The organism is Rothia sp. LK2492 (assembly GCF_040946345.1).
Lineage (GTDB): Bacteria > Actinomycetota > Actinomycetes > Actinomycetales > Micrococcaceae > Rothia > Rothia endophytica.
The window spans coordinates 157,096-180,598 of sequence record NZ_JAYWLX010000002.1; the positions used below are offsets into that span (position 1 = coordinate 157,096).

General features: G+C 52.4%; 21 protein-coding genes and 1 tRNA gene. 18 read left to right on the forward strand and 4 right to left on the reverse strand.

The window, feature by feature from the left end:
* Positions 1-20 precede the first annotated feature (20 nt).
* Both VVR27_RS02915 and VVR27_RS02920 read left to right on the forward strand, forming a co-directional pair.
* Positions 21-1,217, forward strand: coding sequence for a glycosyltransferase (locus VVR27_RS02915; protein WP_368546998.1), 1,197 nt, complete (start codon positions 21-23; stop codon positions 1,215-1,217).
* Positions 1,198-2,106 (forward strand): glycosyltransferase family 2 protein, encoded by a 909-nt coding sequence (locus VVR27_RS02920; protein WP_368546999.1) that lies wholly within the window; start codon positions 1,198-1,200, stop codon positions 2,104-2,106. The genes VVR27_RS02915 and VVR27_RS02920 overlap by 20 nt, the downstream gene beginning before the upstream one ends.
* Here the strand turns inward: VVR27_RS02920 and VVR27_RS02925 are convergent.
* Positions 2,103-3,143: a glycosyltransferase gene (locus tag VVR27_RS02925; RefSeq protein ID WP_368547000.1), complete on the reverse strand. Its 1,041-nt coding sequence runs from the start codon at positions 3,141-3,143 to the stop codon at positions 2,103-2,105. The genes VVR27_RS02920 and VVR27_RS02925 overlap by 4 nt on opposite strands.
* A gap of 106 nt (positions 3,144-3,249) precedes the next feature.
* Positions 3,250-5,076 carry an ABC-F family ATP-binding cassette domain-containing protein gene (locus VVR27_RS02930; protein WP_368547001.1) on the reverse strand — a complete coding sequence of 609 codons (1,827 nt, stop codon included), beginning with the start codon at positions 5,074-5,076 and terminating at the stop codon, positions 3,250-3,252.
* Positions 5,077-5,247: 171 nt separating this feature from the next.
* Here VVR27_RS02930 and VVR27_RS02935 point away from each other — a divergent pair, with 171 nt between their 5' ends.
* The 16 genes from VVR27_RS02935 (at position 5,248) to VVR27_RS03010 (ending at position 22,255) form a co-directional block, all read left to right on the forward strand.
* A complete protein-coding gene (locus VVR27_RS02935; protein ID WP_368547002.1) occupies positions 5,248-5,838 on the forward strand; it encodes a hypothetical protein in 591 nt (196 codons plus the stop codon).
* A gap of 116 nt (positions 5,839-5,954) precedes the next feature.
* Positions 5,955-6,026, forward strand: a tRNA-Gln gene (locus VVR27_RS02940).
* A 71-nt stretch (positions 6,027-6,097) separates the two neighbouring features.
* The gene (gene glmU / locus VVR27_RS02945) at positions 6,098-7,552 is read left to right on the forward strand and encodes a bifunctional UDP-N-acetylglucosamine diphosphorylase/glucosamine-1-phosphate N-acetyltransferase GlmU (RefSeq protein WP_368547003.1); all 1,455 of its coding nucleotides are present in this window, start codon (positions 6,098-6,100) and stop codon (positions 7,550-7,552) included.
* Positions 7,552-8,535, forward strand: a complete 984-nt coding sequence (locus VVR27_RS02950) for a ribose-phosphate diphosphokinase (protein WP_237203909.1) — start codon at positions 7,552-7,554, stop codon at positions 8,533-8,535. The genes glmU and VVR27_RS02950 overlap by 1 nt, the downstream gene beginning before the upstream one ends.
* Positions 8,536-8,645: 110 nt before the next feature.
* The gene (locus VVR27_RS02955) at positions 8,646-9,743 is read left to right on the forward strand and encodes a glycosyltransferase family 4 protein (protein WP_368547004.1); all 1,098 of its coding nucleotides are present in this window, start codon (positions 8,646-8,648) and stop codon (positions 9,741-9,743) included.
* A 132-nt stretch (positions 9,744-9,875) separates the two neighbouring features.
* Entirely contained in the window at positions 9,876-10,778 is a 903-nt protein-coding gene (locus VVR27_RS02960; protein WP_368547005.1) for a glycosyltransferase family 2 protein, read from the forward strand.
* Complete coding sequence (locus VVR27_RS02965; protein ID WP_346924132.1) at positions 10,778-11,785, forward strand: glycosyltransferase; 1,008 nt, start codon at positions 10,778-10,780, stop codon at positions 11,783-11,785. The genes VVR27_RS02960 and VVR27_RS02965 overlap by 1 nt, the downstream gene beginning before the upstream one ends.
* Positions 11,776-12,858, forward strand: coding sequence for an RNA-binding protein (locus VVR27_RS02970; protein ID WP_368547006.1), 1,083 nt, complete (start codon positions 11,776-11,778; stop codon positions 12,856-12,858). The genes VVR27_RS02965 and VVR27_RS02970 overlap by 10 nt, the downstream gene beginning before the upstream one ends.
* A gap of 2 nt (positions 12,859-12,860) precedes the next feature.
* Complete coding sequence (locus tag VVR27_RS02975) at positions 12,861-13,580, forward strand: acylneuraminate cytidylyltransferase family protein (RefSeq protein ID WP_345446126.1); 720 nt, start codon at positions 12,861-12,863, stop codon at positions 13,578-13,580.
* Between the two features lie 5 nt (positions 13,581-13,585).
* A complete protein-coding gene (locus VVR27_RS02980) occupies positions 13,586-15,829 on the forward strand; it encodes an N-acetylneuraminate synthase family protein (protein ID WP_368547007.1) in 2,244 nt (747 codons plus the stop codon).
* A complete protein-coding gene (locus VVR27_RS02985) occupies positions 15,820-16,971 on the forward strand; it encodes a glycosyltransferase (RefSeq protein WP_368547008.1) in 1,152 nt (383 codons plus the stop codon). Before VVR27_RS02980 ends, VVR27_RS02985 begins: the two co-directional genes overlap by 10 nt.
* Positions 16,946-18,193, forward strand: a complete 1,248-nt coding sequence (locus VVR27_RS02990; protein ID WP_368547009.1) for a hypothetical protein — start codon at positions 16,946-16,948, stop codon at positions 18,191-18,193. Before VVR27_RS02985 ends, VVR27_RS02990 begins: the two co-directional genes overlap by 26 nt.
* Entirely contained in the window at positions 18,190-19,107 is a 918-nt protein-coding gene (locus tag VVR27_RS02995; protein ID WP_368547010.1) for a glycosyltransferase family 2 protein, read from the forward strand. The genes VVR27_RS02990 and VVR27_RS02995 overlap by 4 nt, the downstream gene beginning before the upstream one ends.
* 2 nt (positions 19,108-19,109) lie before the next feature.
* On the forward strand, positions 19,110-20,147 hold the full coding sequence (locus tag VVR27_RS03000) for a glycosyltransferase family 4 protein (RefSeq protein ID WP_368547011.1): 1,038 nt from the start codon (positions 19,110-19,112) through the stop codon (positions 20,145-20,147).
* 7 nt (positions 20,148-20,154) lie between these two features.
* Entirely contained in the window at positions 20,155-21,099 is a 945-nt protein-coding gene (locus VVR27_RS03005) for a glycosyltransferase family 2 protein (protein WP_368547012.1), read from the forward strand.
* Positions 21,100-21,217: 118 nt separating this feature from the next.
* Positions 21,218-22,255: a glycosyltransferase gene (locus VVR27_RS03010; protein WP_368547013.1), complete on the forward strand. Its 1,038-nt coding sequence runs from the start codon at positions 21,218-21,220 to the stop codon at positions 22,253-22,255.
* Here VVR27_RS03010 and VVR27_RS03015 read toward each other — a convergent pair.
* Together VVR27_RS03015 and VVR27_RS03020 are read right to left on the reverse strand one after the other, a co-directional pair.
* Positions 22,252-22,548, reverse strand: coding sequence for a PqqD family protein (locus VVR27_RS03015; protein WP_368547014.1), 297 nt, complete (start codon positions 22,546-22,548; stop codon positions 22,252-22,254). The genes VVR27_RS03010 and VVR27_RS03015 overlap by 4 nt on opposite strands.
* 13 nt (positions 22,549-22,561) lie before the next feature.
* Entirely contained in the window at positions 22,562-23,413 is an 852-nt protein-coding gene (locus tag VVR27_RS03020) for a nucleotidyltransferase family protein (protein WP_368547015.1), read from the reverse strand.
* Positions 23,414-23,503: the final 90 nt, after the last annotated feature.

The window sequence follows — 23,503 nt, forward strand, 5'->3', positions numbered from 1 at the left end:
GTAGCGTTTGATAGTGAAAGGTGGAGAATCAAATTCGCGGACATTCAGTGGTCATTATTTCTAGTCAGGTACCTAAAACGGAACCCACCAGCGCCGGTGAGCGGTTGGTTGGTGAACTTTGTGAGGCCCTTAGTTCCCATGGGCACACCCCTCTGGTGATTGCCCCCCACCCACGTAATGGTTTGGCCCAGCAGTACGCTGTGGCTCACCATTTCCTTAATATGGATAAATCCAGCCGCATTCAAAAGTGGAGGGCTCCGGTAGGTACCTGGACGCCTAATCTGGAATTCTTGCTGGCTGTGCGAAATGACTCCACGGTCATGAAACATCTGCAATCTGCAGAAATTATTGATATGCAGTGGTCGACTAATATTATGCTTGCTCCTTGGCTTCGCCGGGTAAACCCCTCAGCACGGCTCATTGGCACCTACCACGATATTAATGAACAGCGATTTAAACGCAGATCTGCAGCTGAAACCAGCGCAAAAAAAGCGCTGGTCTGGTCTGTGCAAGCCGAAATATCACGGTGTTTCGATACTGTTTCGGCTGGTTACCTTGATACGGCTATAGTTCTCTCTGCTAAAGATGCAGGTTTGTTGAAAACCCGTCAAAGGGACATCGGCAAGGTTGAGACTATCCTCCCTCCGGTTTATCTGGGTAACAGCGTCCCCCTAGCCCGAGCTGCACGTAGCAAGCATCTTCTCTTTGTGGGAACCATGTACCGCTGGGAGAACCACCAGGCTGTCCAGTGGCTGATTGAAAAGGTTCTGCCTCTCGTCTGGCAAAAGGACCCCGAGGTTACGCTGAAGGTAGTAGGGGAGAGCCCCTCCGCCGATCTCCTACGGTTAGGTCAAGATCCCCGCATAGAATTTACTGGGTTCTTGCAGGAAATAGAGCCTGCTTATGCCGAGGCAACCGCGGTGGTTGCCCCCATCCAGCTGGGCAGCGGCGTCAAATTTAAGACTTTGGACGCTATCTTGCGTGCTGTTCCCGTCATTGCCACAGTGCCCGGTGTCGAAGGTATCGCTCAGGTGAGCTGGGCATCAAAAATAGCTCACAACCCGCAGGGCTTTGCTCGTGCGATACTCGATGTGGTGGGTAACCCTGCAACCTACCAGGCAAAAGCAGACGAGGCTTGCTTAGAAGCTAAACACATTTATTCACAGCAGAGTTACCGAGCGAGAATTGGGAAAATCTATGGCACGAACCATTCCTGAAGTTTCGGTGGTAATACCGGCTTATAACGCTGCCGACTTCATCAGAAAACAGCTTGATGCTCTATTATCTGGTACTTTTCTACCCGGTGAGATTGTTGTTTCTGATAATGGTTCTACCGATACCACTGCTAGTCTTGTGCAGGCCTATACTGATTCTGTTGTCCAAGTAAGAGTGGTGGACTCATCATCGCGTCAAGGTGTCTCGTACGCGCGAAATAAGGGAGCCGAAGAGGCCAATGGTAAGAAACTGCTGATTTGTGATGCAGACGATGTGGTGGATTCACGGTGGGTTGAGCAAATGTCTCTGCATCTTGATTCTTGCGACCTTGTTGGAAGTGGCTATCAACATCTTGTGAGGCAGGCCAATGGCGACTATACGTTAGGTCATCTTTTTATCCACCAGCCTGAGGTCTTTGAGGGGCACAGGTATCTACTGGGCGCAACTATAGGTTTCAGAAGGGATGTATTTGAGTCCCTCCATGGGTTTGATATGTCTTACATAGGTGGGCATGACGAGGTTGATTTTTGTTTGAGAGCCTCTGCACAGGGATATACTCAAGGTTGGATTCCCGAGCCTCTCATTCTTTACCGCCAACGTCCATCGCATAAGGGTCTGGCAAAGCAGTCCCGGAACTACGGGCGGACCTGGATACAACTGGCCCAGAACTTCTCACCTATTTACAACCATCACATCCCTTCCCTCAAGCTCATGATTCGTAAGGTAGTGCCCCAAGTACCTAGCGTGCTCTTGAAAAAGCAGATGAGCTGGGAAGAACTCAGGGGTTTCTACTGGAATGTGGGAAGACTTGAGGGAGTTATCAAGTACCGGATGTTCCGGAAGACTCCGCAGCGCAATCTGTATAGCTCGGTACCTGACAGCCCTCGCTAAGAGGTTGCTGGAAGCCACCCTCGATTTTGCAAAGACTGTTCTATACTCCTCCACATCGATAGGTATGGAAAGTTCGCGTGGACATGCTCTGAGGCCCGGTGGCCCTTCTGCGCCACTTCTTGAGGGTCTTCTAGTAATTGGTTGATACGCAGACTCCACGCTTCAGGATCACCCTGCGGATGGTAGTAGGCTACATGATCGTCAAAGTAGTCTCTCATAGCAGTCGACTCGGTGAGTAGCAGAGCTGCTCCAGTTGCTGCCGCTTCGAGGACAACAGTTTGCCCGGTAGGGTAGGCAAGCTCGACCGTTGGAATCGCTAAAATGGATGACTCATGCAAGACCTTAACGTACTCTTCGAAAGGCACCAGCCCATGGAAGATTATATTGCTGGGCAAATCGATTCCTGCAACTAACTCGGGCCTGGTATAGAGGTGGATATCCGCCTTGATAGTCCGGGCTGCTTCAATCAGGGTTGCATAATCCCTGCCGCGATCAAACCCGACTGCTGATATCAGCCCCTGCTTCTTCATATGTGGGCTGTAACTAAACAATTCTGGTGCAAATCCAAAATGTATAGCCTCTACCCGTTCCCGGGGAAATCCCGCATCGACTAGGATGTCTACCTGATTCGAGCTCAAAACGAAGATAAGATCAACCGCCGAGTATTTTTTCACTAGTTCAGTGCGTTCCGAGGCTGATGCCTGCAGCAGCTCCTCAGCCAGCCAGCAAGAAATCATTGCTAGAGGCTTAGACCCATACGGGGGGATGTTTTTGCTCTTAAGCAGAGCAGGAAATTGAGCATGCTGTTCAAGAAAACATAGGACCGCCTCGCTCTTGACTACACGCGGTATAAGCTGCAGAGCTTTGAGAATGGGGTAGCCAGCACGATGTTCAAGCACATCACGAATTTTGATGAGGGGCTGTCGCTTCGCATCTGCACCATCGTAGACAGTGTGGCCTAGCTGGTTTCTGAGTAGGTTGACCCCGTAGGGGCCTTGCTCTACGGTTCCTGAACAAAGGACTGAAATAGGTGCCATTGATAAAACAACCCTTTCGCAAATATTTTATTTATTATTGTGCGCGAATAATTGTGAATAATGAGCCGTAGCGTTTTGTCTTATGTGACACTTTCTCCATCAGATTTTATGAGACCAGATCGCTGAGCTCCATCCAGCGCATCTCTAATTCTTCAATCTCGTCCTGCAGACTCTGCTGCTGGGCGCCAAGATCTGCAAGACCTGTGTAGTCACTTTGGTTGTGCGCCACCATCTTTTCAGCCAGGGCATTTTTCTGGTCAGCTAGTTTGGCTAACTTACGGTCAATCTGGTTGATTTCTTTCTGGGCGGCTCTTGCTTCAGCACCACTAACTTTGGGAGCCGAAGCGGTAGCAGCGTCTTGCTTGCCCAGCGGGGAAGAATCAACGGCGGCGCTGGAGGGCGCGGAGGCTGCTTGAGCAGATAGCTGCAAGTACTGGTCGATGCCGCCGGGTAGGTGGCTGAAGGTACCGTTCACTAGCGCGTATTGCTGGTCGGTCACACGTTCCATGAGATAGCGGTCGTGGGAGACCACTAGAAGGGTGCCCGGCCAGGTATCCAGAAGGTCTTCCATAGCTGCCAGCATGTCCGTATCAAGGTCATTGGAGGGCTCATCCAGGATCAGGACGTTGGGTTCATCGAGCAAAATCAAAAGAAGCTGCAGACGTCGCTTCTGGCCACCTGACAAGTCCTTAACAGGTGTAGATAGCTGCGCTGAGGTGAAGCCAAGGCGCTCCAACAACTGCCCGGGAGTCATTTCTTTCCCGCCGGTTACATACGTTGTACGTTTGCGGCCAATGACATCTGAGACCCGGTCGTTTTCGATGTCTTTTAGCTCATCGAGCTGCTGAGTAAGGGTGGCTACCTTAACAGTCTTGCCGTGCTTAACTCTGCCGGTGCTGGGCTGGACGGAGCCCGTGACGAGACCCAGAAGCGTTGACTTACCGGCACCGTTGACGCCCATGATGCCGGTGCGTTCACCGGGGGCTATACGCCAGGTAATTTTCTTGAGCACCTCTTTGGAAGAACCCGGGTGCTGGGTATCCGGGTAGCTGACTGAGACATCCTCGATATCAACGACGTCCTTACCCAAGCGTGACACCGTCATTTGTGATAGTTCAACCTTGTTGCGTACCGGGGGAACATCAGCAATTAGACTATTAGCGGCATCAATGCGGAATTTAGGCTTGGATGTACGGGCGGGTGCGCCACGGCGTAGCCAGGCCAGTTCCTTACGCATGAGGTTCTGACGCTTAGCTTCAATGGTTGCTGCTTGACGGTCACGCTCAACACGCTGCAGGATGTAGGCGGCGTAGCCTCCCTCGAAGGGTTCAACGATGCCGTCGTGTACTTCCCAGGTGGCGGTGCAGATTTCATCGAGGAACCAGCGGTCGTGGGTGACGGTGAGCAACCCGCCAGCGTTTTTAGGCCAGCGATTCTTCAAATGCTGGGCAAGCCAGGTGATAGCTTCAACATCAAGGTGGTTGGTGGGTTCATCAAGCATGAGGACGTCCCACTCGCCAGCTAGCAAGGCGGCTAGAGCTACTCTGCGGCGCTGGCCGCCGGAGAGTGAACCAATAGGGGCGTTCCAGTTGAGGTCTGAGACCAGGCCGGCAATCACGTCGCGCACTTTGGCGTCGGAGGCCCACTCGTATTCGGGGGTATCGCCCACAATCGTTTGACCCACGGTGAGGTCATCACTGAGGACGTCTGCTTGGTCTAGGTAGCCGATGCGGGTCCCTGAACGAACAGTCACCTTTCCTGAGTCAGGCTCGAGCCTCCCCCCTAAAAGTGAGAGCAGGGTTGATTTGCCGTCGCCATTACGACCTACGATGCCGATTCGGTCACCTTCGTTAAGCCCTATGGTTACACCCTCAAAAACAGTACGGGTGGGGAATTCGATGTGCAGCTCTTCGCCGCCTAATAAATGTGCCACCTCTCTAGGCTACAGGCACCTCGGTGGTTCTGCCCTAGAAAAGTATGTATCTGCAGGCAGAGACCGTTCTTACATCTGGTGAAGATGTGAGGTGCTCTACTCCCTAGGCAGGTAAAATTATGGCGGGTAAGGCACAGCCCCACCTAGCGGGACCATAATGAGCGGAGCGCCATGTCAGATTTTAATGTTTCAACCCTTTTGCACAGGTTTGGGCACAAAAAAACCTCTGACTCTGCTGTGCCGCTTGTAAAAAAACAAGTTCTTTTTATCTGTACCGGAAATATAGCTCGTAGCGCGTCTGCGCAATATATCTCTCGTTCTAAAATTTCACCGGAGGCGCAGTGGACCTTTGACAGTGCTGGGATTGGTGCTGTGGTGGGCTCAGGTGTGGCCCCTCATGTTGATAGAGAGCTAGATGCTCGTGGCGTTGAATATGGTGCTCACCGGGCCAAACAGGTAACGGAGAAAATGATCGCTGAATCTGCCTTAGTCCTGGTGATGGAGAAGGAGCATCTTCACTGGTTGGTCCATGAGTGGCCGCAGTATCGGTCAAAAATTCACCTTCTGGGACAAATGGCACGGCTGCAGAAGCATGCGGGACGGCGCGTTGATCCGGTCGCCTTCATGCAACAGCGCGTCGAAGAGCCTTTAGCAGCCGATGAAATAGCTGACCCTTACCTCAGGGGTAAAGCTGCTGCCCAGAAGGCCATTCAGGAAGTCGAGAACGCACTTGATGTCATCATTCCCTGGCTAGGGTACTAAACTTTCGCGTGCGTTATAGCTCACTGTATTTCGTATCAGGGCATGACTTTGATACTATTTTGACTGTCTGTTCTCAAGGAGTTTTGCGTGAGTTCACCTCCAGAGCCAGTCAGTGATCCGCCATGGTGTAATTGGCAACACAGCGGCCTTTGGAGCCGTTATTCAAGGTTCGAGTCCTTGTGGCGGAGCTAGTCACCACGTTAAGCGTTGAAATAACCACCGGTGGCGATTCCCATATCACTCGAGGAGTCCACACATTGTGAGCACTGCAGTAGCGAAAGCACCGTCAGCCGTCATCGTTCTAGCAGCAGGTGCTGGAACCCGTATGAAGTCAGAGACTCCCAAGGTAATGCACCCTATTGGTGGGCGTTCCATGGTTGAGCACGCGATAGCAGCTGCTCAGGATCTTCGTCCCCAGCGTCTAGCTGTTGTGGTGCGTCACCAGCGTGACAAGGTAGCAGCCCACGTTACTGCCTTTGACCCTTCTGTCACCATTGTGGATCAGGATGACGTTCCCGGCACCGGTCGTGCAGTTGAAGTTGGCCTCCTGGGTCTTGACGAGAGTGCCACCGTTGAGGGAACCGTTGTCGTCACCTACGGCGATGTTCCTCTACTCCGCTCAGAAACACTCAAAGAACTTATCGCGGTTCATGAGCTTGATGGTAATGCGGTCACAGTTCTTACCACTAATATTGCTGATCCCGGTGCATACGGCCGCATCGTCCGCAATGCTGCTGGTGAAGTAACCGCCATCGTTGAGGCCAAGGACGCCACTGATGAACAGCTAGCTATCACTGAAATCAACTCGGGGATCTACGCCTTCGATGCTGCTGTCCTTCGCGATTCGCTCAAGCAGGTGACCACCGATAATTCCCAGGGTGAAAAGTACATCACCGATGTCTTGGAGATTGCTCGCAACGCAGGTCACCGCACCAGTGCACTGGCGATTGAAGACCGTTGGGAAGTTGAAGGCGCTAACGACCGCGTACAGCTGGCCCAGCTGGGCCGCAAGCTCAATGACCGTCTGCTGGAGATGCATATGCGCAACGGCGTGACCATCGTTGACCCGGCAACCACCTGGGTTGATGTCACCGTCACCATCGAAAACGATGTCACCGTGCTACCTGGCGTCCAGTTGCAGGGAACCACCAGCATTGCCACTGGCTCCACTGTTGGCCCTGATTCCACTCTCAAAAACATCACTATTGGTACTGGCGTTATTATCGAACGTACCCACGGTTCTGAGTCAATGATTGATGCCGGCGCTACCGTTGGCCCCTTCGCCTACCTGCGTCCCGGCACCCATCTGCACGAAGACGGCAAGATTGGCACCTTTGTAGAGACCAAGAACGCTGAAATCGGTAAGGGCTCTAAGGTACCTCACCTGTCTTACGCAGGGGATGTCACCATCGGTGAGAGCTCCAACATTGGCGCGGCGTCCATCTTCGTTAACTACGATGGTGTCAACAAGCACCGCTCCACCGTAGGTAATAACGTGCGCATGGGCTCCGATAACATGTACGTCGCTCCTGTCACTATCGGTGATGGGGCGTATTCTGGAGCTGGGACCGTTATTCGCCAGGACGTCCCCGCTGGCGCCCTTGCAATCAACGAAGCCCCCCAACGCAATATTGAAGGCTGGGTTACCAAAAACCGAGCGGGTACTGAGGCTGCAGCTGCAGCCGAGGCAGCAACCTCTGAGGAGAACAAGTAATGACGGAGATTACTAATCCGGGCGAAAAGAAGATGGCCCTGCTGAGTGGTAGCGCCCACCCAGAACTTGCACAGCAGATTGCAGCTGAGCTGGGCAACGAAGTTCTACCTAGCTCCTCTTACGTTTTTGCTAACGGGGAACGCTATGTACGCTTTGAAGAATCAGTGCGCGGTGCAGATGCTTTTGTGATTCAGGCGCATCCTGCTCCCATCAATGAGTGGCTGATGGAACAGCTCATCATGATTGACTCCCTCAAGCGTGCATCGGCTCGTTCCATTACCGTGGTTTCGCCGTTCTACCCCTATGCCCGTCAGGACAAGAAGCATAAGGGCCGTGAGCCTATCTCCGCTCGTCTCATCTCAGATCTCTACAAGACTGCCGGTGCTGACCGTCTGATGAGCGTGGACCTGCACACTGCTCAGATTCAGGGCTTCTTTGATGGCCCCGTGGATCATCTGATGGCAATCCCCCTACTGGCAGAGTACGTAGCGAGCAAGGTTGATACCAAGAACGTCACCGTTGTTTCGCCCGATACCGGCCGCGTGCGCGTTGCTGAAGAGTGGGCAGAGCTTCTGGGCGGCGCGCCTCTTGCCTTTGTGCACAAGACCCGCGATATTAATGTCCCCAACCAGGCTATCTCAAAGACCGTGGTGGGCGATATTGAAGGCCGTACCTGCGTGCTCATCGATGACATGATCGATACCGGCGGTACTATTGCTGGCGCGGTGAAGGTGCTCAAGGATAACGGTGCAAAAGACGTCATTATCGCAGCTACCCATGCTGTCTTCTCACACCCTGCCGCTGAGCGTCTGGGCTCCTGCGGCGCCAGTGAGGTGGTAGTGACTAACACCCTGCCGCTGCGCGATGACCAGAAGTTCGAGAACCTGACAGTTCTATCGATTGCCCCTCTCTTGGGCCGGGCTATCAAGGAAGTCTTTGATGAAGGCTCCGTCACCAGCCTGTTTGAAGGCAAGGCTCACTAGCTACCATCACTTATGATCGTGCGGTTCCAGCTCAGTAGCTGGTGCCGCACGTTTTCATATTATGACTTGTCTCGGAGTAGTTGCCGAGTCACTACAAAAGGAGTCTGGTCATGAGAGTAGGTATGTTGTCTTCTTGGGATATGGAAGATCCATCCTCATGGTCTGGCGTAGTTTTGCCTGCTTGCCAAAGTCTTGCTGAAAAAGTTGAATTAGTACCTTTACAGGTGCCAAAAATTCGTGATTCTATGGTGGATCGTTTTCTTACACGGTTGCTCGGCCTCCTAAAGATTACCTACCTACCCGGTGATTCTTTCGCCACCTCCTTCCGCAAGGCACGGGCTGTGAAAAAGTTGCTGAATCAGCATCAAGTAGATGTAGTGGTATCGTTCGCAGCTGCCAAAGAGTCCTTGGGCGTGCCTGCCCATATTCCTCTAGTTCAGATAGCTGATTCGTCTTTTAAAGCCATAGTTAAGGCGTATTTTAAGCACCACAAAGTATCCCGCCTCACCCTGTTTCAAGGTGCGATGTTGGATCGTTGGGTAGCGCGTAGAAGTGATTATTTCTGTGTAGCCAGTGAATGGTCTGCCCAACAACTGATCAATGATAACGGGGTGAGCCCAGAAGCTATTCGCGTACTTCCTTTCGGTCCGGGAACTTCGCCTGTATCGGGGCCTTTAGGCTCTAAATCTACTGACCCAGGTATCGCTGTTCTCTTCATTGCATCTAACTGGGCCCGTAAGGGTGGGGAACGGGCTCTGAAGAGCTTTAGAAAAGCCCGTCTTGTGCGCCCTGAACTCACTCTCACAGTGGTGGGGGCACTACCGCTCGTAACTGAAACAGATGGAGTGAAGTTCTTACCACGCCAAACCCGTGAAGAATTATCTAGCTTGTATCGTTCCCACCACCTCTTATTAGAACCAACCGAGGCAAGCGCAGGTGGAGTGGTTGTGACTGATGCTCTCAACCACGGGTTGCCCGTACTTTCTACCCTGGTTGGTGGCATCCCCACCCTGGTTCGCCCGGGTGAAACTGGTTGGCTAGTATCGCCGGATAACGCGGTTGAAGAAATGGCAGAGCTGTTGGTAACTCTGACGCCGGCCGAATTGACCCGAGTTTCAGCAGCTGCTGAGCAAGACGCTGGTCAACGTTTGACCTGGGAGAACTGGTCAAAAGGAATGCTAGAAGTCTGTGAAAAATTGGCTCCTTAGTGATTCTAAGCCTGGCTGAGAATATGGAGTCTGAGCCCAAAACGTCGCCGCTACCACAATAGATGACGTTGGTATCCGCCCCGCAACATGATTCGATAGGGAGTAGAGAGTATGCGAAGAAGAGGAGGCCGTGTGCCATTACTTTCGGTCATTATCCCTTTTTATGGTGACCCCACCGATACCCTAGCGCTACTTGCAGAACTTGAATCTCAGGGAATCCCAGATTCCGTTGAAATTATCGTGTCAGATGACTGCTCACCCATCTCCTTCCCATCACATCAAGGTGTTACGGTAGTGCGCCGTAGCTCAAACGGTGGTTTTGGATCCAACGTCAACACCGCTGTTGCTGTTGCTAGGGGAGAGTGGGTGTTGATTCTCAACAGTGATTTGACCCCACCAGAGAACTTCTTAGTACGCATGATTCAGGCAGCCCAAGAGGAAGGAGCAGCCCTGCTGAGCCCTCACATCGTAGGCCACCGGGGTGAAAATCAGTGGGTAGGGAGGAAATTCCCCCTAACTCGCCATCACATGTGGGAGTGGTTTACTCCGGCGGCGCGATTACGCTCCACCGTATTCTGGCACGCGATGGTGGGGCACGATGTAACCTGTGTCAGCGGCAAGCGAGCTGAGCCTGATTGGCTGATGGGAGCCTGCATGATGCTCCGTCGTCAAGACTTCAACGCTGTAGGCGGCATGGATGAGCGATTCTTTATGAATAGCGAAGAAATTGACTTGCAACGGCGGTTGGCGGAACGGGGCACGAAGAGAGTCTTTCGCGGAGATATCGTAGTGGAGCACCTGGGTGGAGGCTCATCGGGGGCGTCCGCTCAACGTCGTCAGTGGGTATTGGACTCTCGTTTTATCTACAACGCTAAATGGGGTCAGGGGCAGCACCTGGCGTTAGCCCTTAAACTGACGAGCTATGCAAACTTTTTCTTTAACATGATCCGAGTCATCCGCAATAAAGCGGTGACCCCGCGCGCTGGTCTGCGCGAGGAGCTGGCCTTCATCAAGAGAGCAGAGCACAAAAAATAATGTCAAAAAAACTGCTGATTATCAGCCCTGCCTTTCACGGCTACTGTCACTCTATTGCCGATGGTTTCAGGGGCTTAGGTTACGAGGTCACTGTTCATCGCTATGATGCCTTTGACACGGTGAAAGATAAGGTAAGAAATAAGGCGCTCTACGAGTTGCCCTCAAAGCTTGGATTTGACGGGCAGAAAGCTGCAGAAAAAGCAGCGACATCTAAAGCGCTTGAAGTCATAGAGCAGGTTAAACCCGATAAGCTGATCGTCATTAAGGCTGATACTCTGGGCGACAACTTTTGGCAGGCTGTTTCGGATCGAAAAGTCCCCTACTTGCTGTGGCTCTACGATGACTTGAAACGTCACCGCTACACCTTTGAGTTCCTACGCAGCCTTCCAGCTGTGGTCAGCTACGCGCGGTCTGAGGCAGAAAGTTTTGCTGCTGAGGGAATCAACGCTCACTTCGTAGCTAATGGATACGACCCCAAGCTGGCAGCTTTTCCGACAACCCGCGTCCCTGAAATTGTGTTTGTTGGATCCCGCTACGAAAATCGGGAAACTATACTCCTCGCTTTGAAGGACGCTGGTCTGTCGGTGCGTGCCTACGGCCGAGGCTGGTCACATCATCCCTTTGACCGCCTAAGAACGTGGGAACTTAAGCGCCCTAATCTCCCGGCTGAGCGTGATATTCCCTTGCACGAAGCCTACCGGGTACAGGCAGCTGCTGCTGCATCTTTGAATGTACATGGGTTACAGGCGGGTCTTGCCATGCGCACTTTCGAGGTGCCCGGTATGAATGGTCTTCAACTGATTGATCGCCCCGATGTTGCTGAGTTCTATGAGATTGGCAAGGAAGTCCTGCTCTATCAGAGCACAGAAGAATTGATTGAGCTGTGCCAGCATATTATTGCCGATCCCAGGTGGAGCGATTCCATCCGTGCCGCCGGCCTCAAACGTAGCCAGGCTGAGCACACCTTCTTCCACCGAGCACAGAGCATGGATGCGCTATGGGTCTAAAATACCCCACCGATCTTGAAGCATGGGGCAAATGGCAAGCAAACTCTAAACCAGAACGCAGAGTAAAAGACTTTGTTCAGGTTTGCTTGCGGTTAGCACCCGGAAAAAACAGTGGGGTTGCCCAAGAAGCGGCTGAACCTCAAGCCGGAATTCTGCACCTTCGCGGCTCGTCTCCACGCCTGCTGGTTGTACTGGACTCTACTTCACCTACATCTTTATGCTCTCTGGTGCGCCCTCTGCAGTTTGTCGACGATGTAGATATCGCGGTGTGGGCCCCGCAGGATGTCTCGGCTCAACTGCCTGGTCAAAGTGATAAATGGCGCTGTGAACCGGCTAGCGATATGGATCTTTGCGCACTCACAGAAGTGGTGACCGTGATGGCTCTAGGGCACTACATGGGATTCGGGGGTGCAGCATACCGGCTGACCCAGCGCACCGGCGCCCGGTTCGTGACCGTTCAGCATGGTCTGCACACTCCTTACGCCCCACCTTTGGCTCCAGGAACTCACCTCTTAGCTTTTAGCGAGGCTGATGCTCATTTCTGGATTTCGGACCGAACTGATGTTACCTATGATGTAGTGGGTTCTCAGCTCTTCTGGGATGCAGCGCAGAAGCCCAAGGTAGATATAACGGAGCTGGGGGAGCCAGTAGTCTTCCTGGGTCAAATGCACGGTGCAGAGTTGCCGCGCGCCTCCTTTGTAAGGGCCACCCTTAAGTTCGTTAAAAAACACGGGGCAGTCTATCGACCGCACCCTCAGGAGAAAGATAAACTATCAAGAGTAGTTCATGCCCTCATGAAAAAGATGGGTGTGACGATTGATGAATCTCAACAGCCTTTGAACCAGGTGAACAACCCTGTTGTTGCTATCTTTTCAACAGGCATCATTGAAGCGGCTATTCGCGGCGTGCCCTCCTGGGCTTATCACCCTGACCCCCCTGAGTGGCTCATGGAGTTTTGGGAACGTTATGGCATGAGTCAATGGGGAGATTCTCCGACACCGTCTCCTTCGCTTCCGCAGATAGAACCGGCCCGATCAATCGCTACTATCATCACTCAACAGTTGGAGAAGTAAAGATGCGTGTGTTGTGTGTTATTCCGGTTCGCGGCGGTTCTAAAGGCATTCCTCGCAAAAATATCAAGCCGATTGCGGGCAAGCCGCTGGTAGCCTGGACCATTGAACAGGCTTTAGCCGCTCAGACCGCTCTCGCGGGTGAACACACGGTTGATGTGCTGGTTTCAACCGATGACGCTGAGATAGCAGAGGTAGCTCGCGCACACGGCGCCCAGGTACCTTTCATGCGCCCCACCCACCTGGCAGAAGACACTACTGCCACCGAGCCTGTGGTTGAACACGCCATCGAGTTTTACACAGCCGCGGGTCAGCGTCCGGACGCAGTAATGCTCTTGCAAGCAACCAGCCCGGTGCGCCTACCGGGAACCTTAGAACGCGCTATCCGTCAGTTTTCTGTCTCGGGCTCAGACTCTATGGTGGGCGTTATTCCTATTGGTCCTTTCATCTGGACTGCTACCGAACCGCCCACCGCCCAGTATGAGGTCATGGCCCGCCCCCGCCGCCAAGAACTGACCCGTGAAACCTTTCGCTACCGTGAAAACGGGTCTATGTACATCACTAAAACCGAGCTCTACGAGACCCTACATAACCGTTTAGGCGGAGCAATTGAGCTATTTATGCTTGATGAGGTAGAGGGTGTGGACATTGACGCCATGATTGACTTCACCGTAGCTGAACATCAACTTAAACAGACTTTCTCAACAGAAGAAAACGAAGGTTAACCCCGATGAATATCGAACGTAATATCACCCCCTACATCGTTTTCGCTGAGGATCCGGTATTAACCGCTCTGCAGAAGATTTCTGCCAACCAGCAGCGCATTATCTTCCTGGTCAATGAGTCTGGCTACCTGCAGGGCGCCCTATCTGACGGGGATTTCCGCCGCTGGCTCATCGCTAACCCGGCTGCCAGCCTAGAAACTTCAACCTTTGAGGTCGCCAACCTCACCCCCAAAACCGCTCCCTTCGGGGCATCCCCTGCAGAGCTCCAGGGTGAGTTCGCCCAGGGAATTTCCCTGCTACCTCTGGTCGATGAGCGTGGCCACTTGGTAGCTATTGCCGTGGACGAGCAGAACGTTCTGCGCATTGGACGAACCGAAATCTCTGAGGACTCACCCGCTTTCATTATTGCCGAGATCGGCAATAACCATCAGGGTGACGTTGACTTTGCCAAGCGCCTGGTTGACCTGGCCGTTGAAACCGGCGCTGATGCCGTGAAGTTCCAGCTACGAGATATGGACGCTCTCTACCGCCAGGCTGGCTCAAAAAGCGCTGGCGAGGACCTGGGCGTGCAGTACACCCTTGATCTGCTGCGTCGCTTCTCATTTAATGTTGATCAAATGTTTGAGGTCTTTGACCACGTCAAGCAACACGATATGGACATCATGTGCACCCCTTGGGACGCTCCCTCGGTACAGGCACTGGTGGACTACGGTGTGCAGGGCCTGAAGGTAGCATCTGCTGACCTCACCAATCACGAACTTCTGCGGGATATGGCTTCTCGTGGTCTGCCCATGCTGGTTTCAACCGGTATGAGCCGTGAGGAAGAAATCCGCGAATCGGTCAACCTGTTGCGTTCAACTGGTGCTTCCTACGCCCTGCTCCAGTGCCAGTCCACCTACCCGGCGCCCTTCAAAGACGTCAACCTGGCCTACATGGATCGCTTGGCTGAAATTGGTCAGTCACTAGTGGGTTACTCCGGCCACGAACGCGGCTACCACGTTCCCATTGCGGCTGTTGCCCGCGGCGCAAAAATCATTGAAAAGCACTTCACCACCGATAAAACCCTGGAAGGCAACGATCACACTGTCTCGTTGCTACCTGAAGAGTTCAAGGCAATGGTGACCCAGATTCGTGAAGTTGAAGAGTCCATTGGCACCGCAGCACCACGCGAGGTTTCTACCGGTGAGCTGATGAACCGCGTCAACCTGGCCAAATCGCTGGTAGCTACCCGCACCATCGCTCAGGGCGAGGTGGTCTCAGAAGCCGATGTTGAGGTTAAATCACCTGGCCGCGGTCTGCAGCCCAACTACCTGCCTCAGCTGGTGGGCCGCACCATGCAGCGTGAGGTTGAGGTTGGTAGCTTCTTCTTCGAAGGAGATCTTAAAGATGACCTGGTCACCCGCCGAGATTTCAAGTTCGACCGTCCTTGGGGTCTGCCGGTTCGTTACCATGACTACAAGCCTCTGATTGAGGACGCCACGCCTGACTTCCTGGAATTCCATTTCAGCTACAAGGACCTCGAAATCAATATCGATGATGTCTTTGACCGCAAGTTGGGCATGTCCTTCACCACCCACCTGCCCGACCTCTTCGCAGGTGACTTCTTGGTAGACCTGGCATCCCGTGACCAAGACATCTGGGAACGCTCCATAGCTGAAGTTCAGCGCACTATCGACATCACCCGCGATCTGACCCGCTACTTCACCCTGGATAATGACCCCATCATGGTGGTCACTATGGGCGGCTTCACCAAGGACGGCCACATCGCACCGGCAGCCCGCGTCGATAAGTATGAGCGCATCGGTGAAGCGCTGAAGCACCTTAATACCTCAGGTGTGCGTCTTTCGGCTCAGACCCTGCCCCCTTACCCCTGGCTCATGGGTGGGCAACAGTTCCACAACCTCTTCCTTGACCCTAAAGACACCGCCGACTTCTCAGACACCTACGACACCGAGCTCTGCTTGGATATCTCCCACACCATGCTGGCCGCTAACTTCCTTAAGATGCCGCTGAGTGAAGCCGTTGAGCTTCTAGCGCCGCGCTCTAACCACCTGCATCTAGTGGACGGCGTTGGCGTAGACGGCGAAGGCGTACAGGTCGGTGAAGGTGACGTGGACTGGGCAGCTTTGGGCAAGCAACTGCGCGAACTCAACCCCACCGCTTCCTTCATTCCCGAAATCTGGCAGGGGCACGTTAACAACGGCGAGGGATTCTTCACCGCACTAGATCGGTTGGAAAAGTGGCTGTAAGCCATTCTTTACCGGTGGCGCTCCACTGTGTACCGGTCCCAGGCTTTGGTGGCGTAGCTCGGCATATCAGCGATATCGCTGAAGCCGGGCTACCCGGTTACCGCCTGGTGGTGCTCTGCCCGCCAGGCGCACTTTCTGCTCGGCTTAAAGAACTAGGTGCTGAGGTGCTAGAAGCAAACTTTGGCACGGACGCTGGCCTCATGGTGTCCTTACGCACCCTCACCAGCATCATCGAAAACTTACAGCCGGCTATAGTTCATAGTCACCTAGCCTACGCTGATGTAGTGGCAGCTATCGCCGTCAACCGGCTCAAAGCGCGCAGGGTGTTGCACCGCTCCACCCATCTCCCACAGCTCTTTACCACCGAGCACGGCATCGCCGGAGACGACACCGTGTACCACGGCTCATCCTGGCGCTCACGTCTCATGCAGACGGTCCACCGTGCCCGGCTCTGGGGCACAGATGGGGCACTCGCTGTTTCACAGTCCACCGCTGATCAGATGAGGCGTCAATGGGGCGCTCGCAAGGTGGGCGTGCTGACTAACGGTATTGACCTTTTGGGTATAACTCAGGCAGTTGCGTCGCAGCGAGTTGTCCCTGATTCCCATCAGTTGAGGGTTCTTTCGCTCTCCCGTTTAGCTCCTGAAAAAGGGCTGGATGTTCTGATTGATGCCTTCTCCCTACTGCAGCAACAGGTACCGGGTGCATCCCTGGAGATAGCGGGTGAAGGTGAGCTTTTACCCCAACTTCAGCAGCAGATTAAAAAGCTTGGACTTGAGGAATCGGTGAGTTTCCCCGGTTTTGTTGATTCTCTAGCTGCTATGGGCCGCTCTGATGTTTTGGTTCAGCTTTCGGTGTGGGAGAACTGCTCCTACACCCTGCTGGATGCCAAGGCCGCTGGTCTAAAGGTGATAGCAACAGCGGTTGGCGGTAACCCTGAAATTCTCTCGGGTGCAGAGATGGTTCCATCACTGAGGCAGATGAACCGCCATATAGCTGCAGCGCTGGTTGCCAAGAAGGTACGAGAGGCACAAGATCTACCTAACACAACCTTCGAATGGACTACTACGGAACAGATGACCAGCCGCTTGGCTGATTACTACGGGGAGGGGCAAGATGTCTATCATCGGAATAAGCGATGAAGGAAAACTGACCCTGGGGCAGAAAACCATCGGGCAGCAGGTCAAAGATTGGGGCCAGCGCGCCAAGGTTGAGGTCTCCCAGGTTCGTGTTCCTGAGTTTCTGCTTTTCGCGTCCCTGATTTACGGGCAACCCGTACCGGGTGTGGGCCTACCCTTTAACCAGCTCATGGTCTTTATCATTGTGCTTTACGCAATGAGCCACAAGCCGCTTTTCTCATTAGGTAAATGGTCCCGTCTCTTTATTCTGTTCGGCGCTATATTGAGCTATATTGCCATGGTCTCCGCGTTCGCTGACCCCAGCGATTACGCAGCGGACTGGACGAGGCGGTGGGTGCGCCTTGCTGTAACAACCCTTCTGATTTACGTTATAGCGGTAGGCCAAGTTCACCTGCGGTCAGCGATTTTAGGCTACTCTGCAGCGTTGGTCGTTAACGCGGCGCTCTTCTTTGGAGGGATAGCCCCTGATACCTACGGCGGATATCTGACAGGTTATCTAGGCGATAAGAACTATGCTGGTCTGGTTCATGTTCTCTTCGGTTTGCTGATTATGACGGCTTTTACTAAACGGTGGCAGCAGGTCACGGTTTTCTTGATGTCCTGCGGTCTGTTATGGACCACAGGTTCCCGTACGTCCTTAGGTGCGTTGGTTTTTGCCTATCTTTGGATTCTTATTGCTCCTCGTCTGGTGCCGCTTGCTAAGGTGGCTCTGATGGGCGCTTTCTGGTGGCTCCTTGGCTTTTTAACGGAGGATTACTCGCAGGCAGAAGTTTTTGGTGATCGAGCGGGAACCGACGAACTACGGTCACGTATTGATGCTATGTCATGGGCCAAGGTGCAGGATACCGGCTTCTTCGGCCAGGGACTGGGCGAAGCATATATCTACGATGTGGCTGATGAACGTACCTGGTTCTTTCACAACTCCTACTGGTCAGCTTTCGTCGAAGGCGGTTGGCCTTGGGCTATAGCTCTGGTTGCTATTACTCTTTTTGTTGCTGTGCGCCCCCTGAGCAAGAACCCGGGCTGGAATAAATACCAAGTTATTGCCCAGGGTTTGGGTATTGCGTTATTGGTCTGTGCCCTGCGTTTGGGTGAGGTTTTCTATACACTTCCTTGGGCCATCGCAATGGGCTACGTCTTGCGTGCTTGGGTGATTAGTCTACCGAGCAATGAAAAGGTTCCCCTGTTCGGGTACGACAAAGAGATTATGGATGTTAAACGATGAGTAGTTCATTGCAGGCCTCGGTTATTATCTGCGTCAAAAATGGTCAGGATTTCTTGAGGAGGCAGCTCGATGCTGTGACGGCCCAAGTCACAAACCCTAGAATCAGCTATGAGATTATTGTGGTTGATAACGGGTCAACTGACGGAACCCCGCAGGTGATTCAAGAGTGGCTAAAAACAGTTAGAGCGAACGGTCTCATCAAAACTTTCTCTCAGCCTCATCTGAAGGGGATTCCCACTGTAAGAAACTTCGCAGCGCAACAGGCCGAAGGTGAGCTCTTGCTTTTTTGTGATGCTGATGATGAGGTGTCATATTCTTGGGTTCAAGCCTATATTGACAGATTAAACGGGCAAGAAGCACTTGCCGGTGGTTTGATAGAAGCTTATGACTCTGCAGGGGTAGCTCATCCGGGCTTTTTCCCTCACAGTCTTATACAGACGACATATCTACCGCATGTTGGTAACTGTAATTGTGCAGTAAGTCGATCTATCTTTTTCGCTGTGGGTGGCTATGACCAATCATTACCTACCTATGGTTTTGAAGACGTTGATTTCTCATGGCGGGTACAAGAGGCTGGTTTCCCCATTATCTTCGTTGAAGAAGCCCGTATACGGTTTCAAATTAGCGGTTCTACTGCGTCCTTTAGAAAGAAGTTCCTTTTGGGAAAGGGGAGGGTCCTGATGGCCCGTCGGTACCCTAGTTACGATTCTGAAACCTATAGTGTCGGTTATTGCACCAAAAAAATCATCAGAGTTGCTTCTGAAATTATTCACAGATTTCGTAAGGAAAGAACCTTTAACCGGCGTGAGCTATCAGTTCTAGTAGCGAGCTTCGGTAATCTATACGGTGCTCTTTTCTATTCAGGCAAGAATAGACAACCCGCCCCTGAACTTCTACCACTTTCTGAGGTATAGCTGTGGATATTGTTATTGCTACAAACAATGGTGATATGGGGGGCGGGGAGGTCATGCTACTCAACATCGCCAGAGCGCTCCGTACCCTTGGCCATAAAGTGACCGTCGTTGTCCCCGCCCAACCCGACGAGCTACTTGACGCTGCGCGAGATGAAGGCTTTACCACCCTTGCCTTACCGGCAACAGACCGCAAGACTTACATGGCTCAGTTACGAGCATGGCGCGCTCGTAACCGTAATGCTTTGCTTTGGTGTAATGGACTGGTGCCTTCACTTGCCACGGCGGGCGACAAAAACCGAATTATTCACCTCCACCAGCTCCCTGCCGGTTCCCAAAAGGTAGCTTACCGGTTGGCAAAAAAAGGAGCTCGCGCCGTCCTAGTACCCAGTCACTTCATGGCGTCTCGCATTAAGAATGCAACCGTTCTAGAGAACTGGGTTTCAGAAGTTTCAACCCCCATAAATAAATCGAAAGATAGGAGCGAACTCGCGGTTGGTTTCTTCGGCAGAGTATCAGAAATCAAGGGTACCCACCTGCTGGCGGAAGCTCTATATCAGCTCAATCAAAAAGGGACGTTGAACTACCGTCTTATCATTGGTGGCAAAGCAAAATTCATTGCGAAGGCAAGCCACAATCGCGTTAAGGATGCGCTCCACAAGGTTGAAAGTAGTGTCACCCACCTGGGGTGGGTGACACAAAATGAATTCTTCCAATTAGTTGATTGCGTGGTCATGCCCTCACTTTGGGAAGAGCCCTTTGGCTTAGTTGCGGCTGAGTCGATGAGTGCTCGGGTGCCTCTCATCGTCTCTAGTTCAGGTGCACTCCCTGAGATCCTTGGTTCTGACTACCCCTTCATTGTCCCTCGGGGAGAAGTGCAGCCAATTATCGTTGCCTTAGAAAATTTAGCTCATATGATGGAGCACCAAGACAACGAGCTTTCAGATATTCTGAGTGATAACTATTGGCGTTGGCAAGAGAACTATTCACCTGATGCTGGCAAAGAACGTATCAGGCGCTTGCTGCAAGATTTTGAAGGGTAACCCCTCCATGAGCACATATTCAGCGGCCGTCATTATTCCTACACGTGGCGGAGCCTCAAAACTTCACTACCCTCTGGACGCTCTTGAACAGCAAACAGAGAAAGACTTTCAGGTCATCGTTGTGATTGATGGTGATATCGATGATTCAGCTTCGGTAGTGCAAAGATACATCGAGCGTTCCACCCTGAATCTTTCTATGATTGTCTTCGATGAAAACCGGGGTCGAGTTGCAGCTCTGAACGCTGGTCACAACGATGCTGATGCTGATGTGCTAATCCGCTGTGATGATGACTTGCAACCAGCAACCGACTACATAGCGCAGCACCTTTCACACCACCGTGGAGAGAAGGAGGTCGGTGTCATTGGTATCTATAAGAACGTACTGCCCGACACGCCCTACGCCAGGTTTTATGGACGATACCGCGATGAAAAGTTTAGGCAAGATGCTTATTCGTGCCCCTCAAGCCGCCAGTGGGTGTACTGGGCTGGGAACGTCTCTATGTCCCGCACCCTCTTCCAACAGCTAGGAGGTTATGATGAACGCTACCGTCTATACGGATGGGAAGACGTTGATATGGGGTATCGGCTCTACCAGGCAGGCGCAAAAATTGTGATCGATCCCCATCTAGCTACCCATCATTATGTGGCGGCTACTACCACTGCTAGCCGCGCTAAGCGAGCTCTTTACTCAGGAGCTGCGCGGAACATCTTTGTCGACCAGCACGGGAGCACTGCTCTGGGATCACCCAAACCTACGGGGGTATGGGGGCTGGCTGTAAGGTCAATTGCTAAACTTTCCACGGAAACTAATGTAAAGTATGTGGGAAATGCCATTGATACCGTTGCTGATAAGATCCCTCCGCGATTGGCTGAAAAACTGATTTCCTTGATTGTTGAGTCAGCTAGTTATGCAGGGATTACCCACCCTCAACGCGCACAGAAGAACTTCTAACCGAATGACTTTGCTCTCTATACGTTCTCGCACCACCACAGGTGACGGCCAGACAGCTGGCACAGTCCCTCTTGCTATAGCTCATGATTATCTCACCCAACGCGGTGGAGCTGAACGAGTGGTCCTTGCCCTTCATAAGGCTTTCCCCGACGCCCCCATTTACACAACCCTCTACGATCCAGAGAATACTTACCCAGAGTTTAAAGACTGCCAGATTATTACGTCACCTCTGAATCACTTTAAAATCTTCCGCAAAGACCACCGCCTTGCACTCCCTCTTTTACCATTCTTTTCCAGCCGTTTGAAGGTCGATGCTCACAGGGTCGTAGTATCAACTACAGGTTGGGCTCACGGGTTCGACGTTCCTCATGACGCTTTGGTCTACTGCCATTCACCGGCGCGATGGATCTACCTTACCGATCAATATCTAGGTAACCGCCTCAACAAGGGTCTAGCCAGGATTTTTAAGACAATGAGACCCTTCCTACGCAGGTGGGACCGGGCAGCTGCTATGAGACTGCCTAATTACGTGGCGAACTCAAGCATCATTCAGCAACGAATTTTTGATGTCTATGGCAAAAGAGCTGATATTATCTTTCCTCCCTACTCAGTGCAGAACGGGGAGCCACAAGAGCCGATTGCCGGTCTCGAGGATTTCATGGAGCGCGGCTATTTCATGATTGTTTCGCGGCTACTTCCCTACAAAAACGTTCAGCATGCAGTAGAGGCTTTTTCAGGTCTTGACCACCAGCTATTAGTGGTGGGGGCCGGTCCTATGCTGGATGAGCTCAAATCAATGAGCACCCCAAATGTTGCTTTCGTATCCAATATTTCTGACGCTCAAATGCGCTGCGCCTATGCGGGTTCGACAGCCTTACTGGCTGTGTCCCACGAGGATTTTGGTATTACCCCTCTTGAAGGTGGAGCTTTCGGCAAGCCAACCATCGCACTACAAGCTGGGGGTTTTCTCGATACTATTTCTGAAGGTATCAACGGGGCTTTTATTAATACTCCCAGCGTTCAAGATATTAGAAAAGCTGTCCAAGAATTAGATTCGCAGCAGTATTCTGCAGAGGCCATCAAAGCTCATGTTAAGAGGTTCAATGAAGAGCGGTTTATCCATCAGATGAAAGCTCGTTTGGTTCAGACCTCTTAGGATTCACTCACACGGTGTAGAAGCCCCTGGTTGAGAAGAGAATCGAGGAAAACGAGCACGCTTTCAGCGATGGTCTCGCGCGGCAATCCGTAGATATCACTGATTTCAGTAACAATTTCCTCGGTACTGGCGGGCTGATCTAAAATTTCCCAGATGACTGTGCTCGGGCCTTTGAGCACAGCAATCTCAGACGTCAGAAGGTTAGCAAGATATGACGTATCGTCGTGAGGTTCCGGGCGTTCAAAGCCCATGATGAAAGCTGTGTGCGGGGAGCGGTATAGTTTTTCTGTCACGATAATACTTTCCCTACTTTCCCCACACCCGAAAACGGCTGAAAAACTTTTCCCGAATTTCCTGAGGGCTCGGTTGGTGTCCTAGCTCCATGGCTAGATGGTCTCTGTTGACTCTAAGAATGCTGAGCAGAACCCTAGTTTTTCTCCTTGGACCTTGAGCATGATTGAACCGTGCCCACCACTGAAGATAGAGGGGTGTCTCCTCTGATACCGATTTCCATAGAAGATAATCCGGGTGCTTATCGAATCGCTCTATCTCACCAAGCGCTGCGGCGAAAGTTAATTCAGCCCCCAAATCAGGCACGCGATCCCTCATTGTTTGCCAGTCTGCAGACGTTAAGGAGCTGTGCAAATGGTCGATGTCAGAATTGATCTGAGTTGCAGAACGGGCGGCGTGAACTATAACAAATATCCTGGAGTCAACTAAGGACGGTAGAAAACAGGGGTAGTGAGCGATTTCGCGAACACGGCGATGTTGCCATAGGGTGTCGAAGGCGGAACCCTGAGCGTTCCCGATACCAGGGAAGTAACGATGAATATCTGCCAGACCCCACGAACCGTGATAAAGAGTCATAGCGTGCTCAAAGATAGACCCTGTCTCGAAGTGAGCCTTAATCTCCCACCCGTCTTTTAACGCTGACTGAACTAACCGGTCTAGATGCTCTGGGCGTACCAGAATATCCACGTCAGTGCTGCTTCTGCCCGGAGGGTAGATTTCTTCAGCGAAGGCGTAACCCTTAATATGCAAGATATCTACGCCACTCTTCTCGGCAAGGTGTTGGAAATAAGCGTGTGACAACTGCATTCGAATATGCAAAGGTACATCAATGACCGGGGAAGTTGGAGAAGCAGGGTTATGAGACATAGCGCCTAGGAGGTTCAAATACAGGTGAGTATGTACATACAGTTTATGCCAGCTTACTCGGGGAGTATAGCTGGCATAAACAGGCAAGAG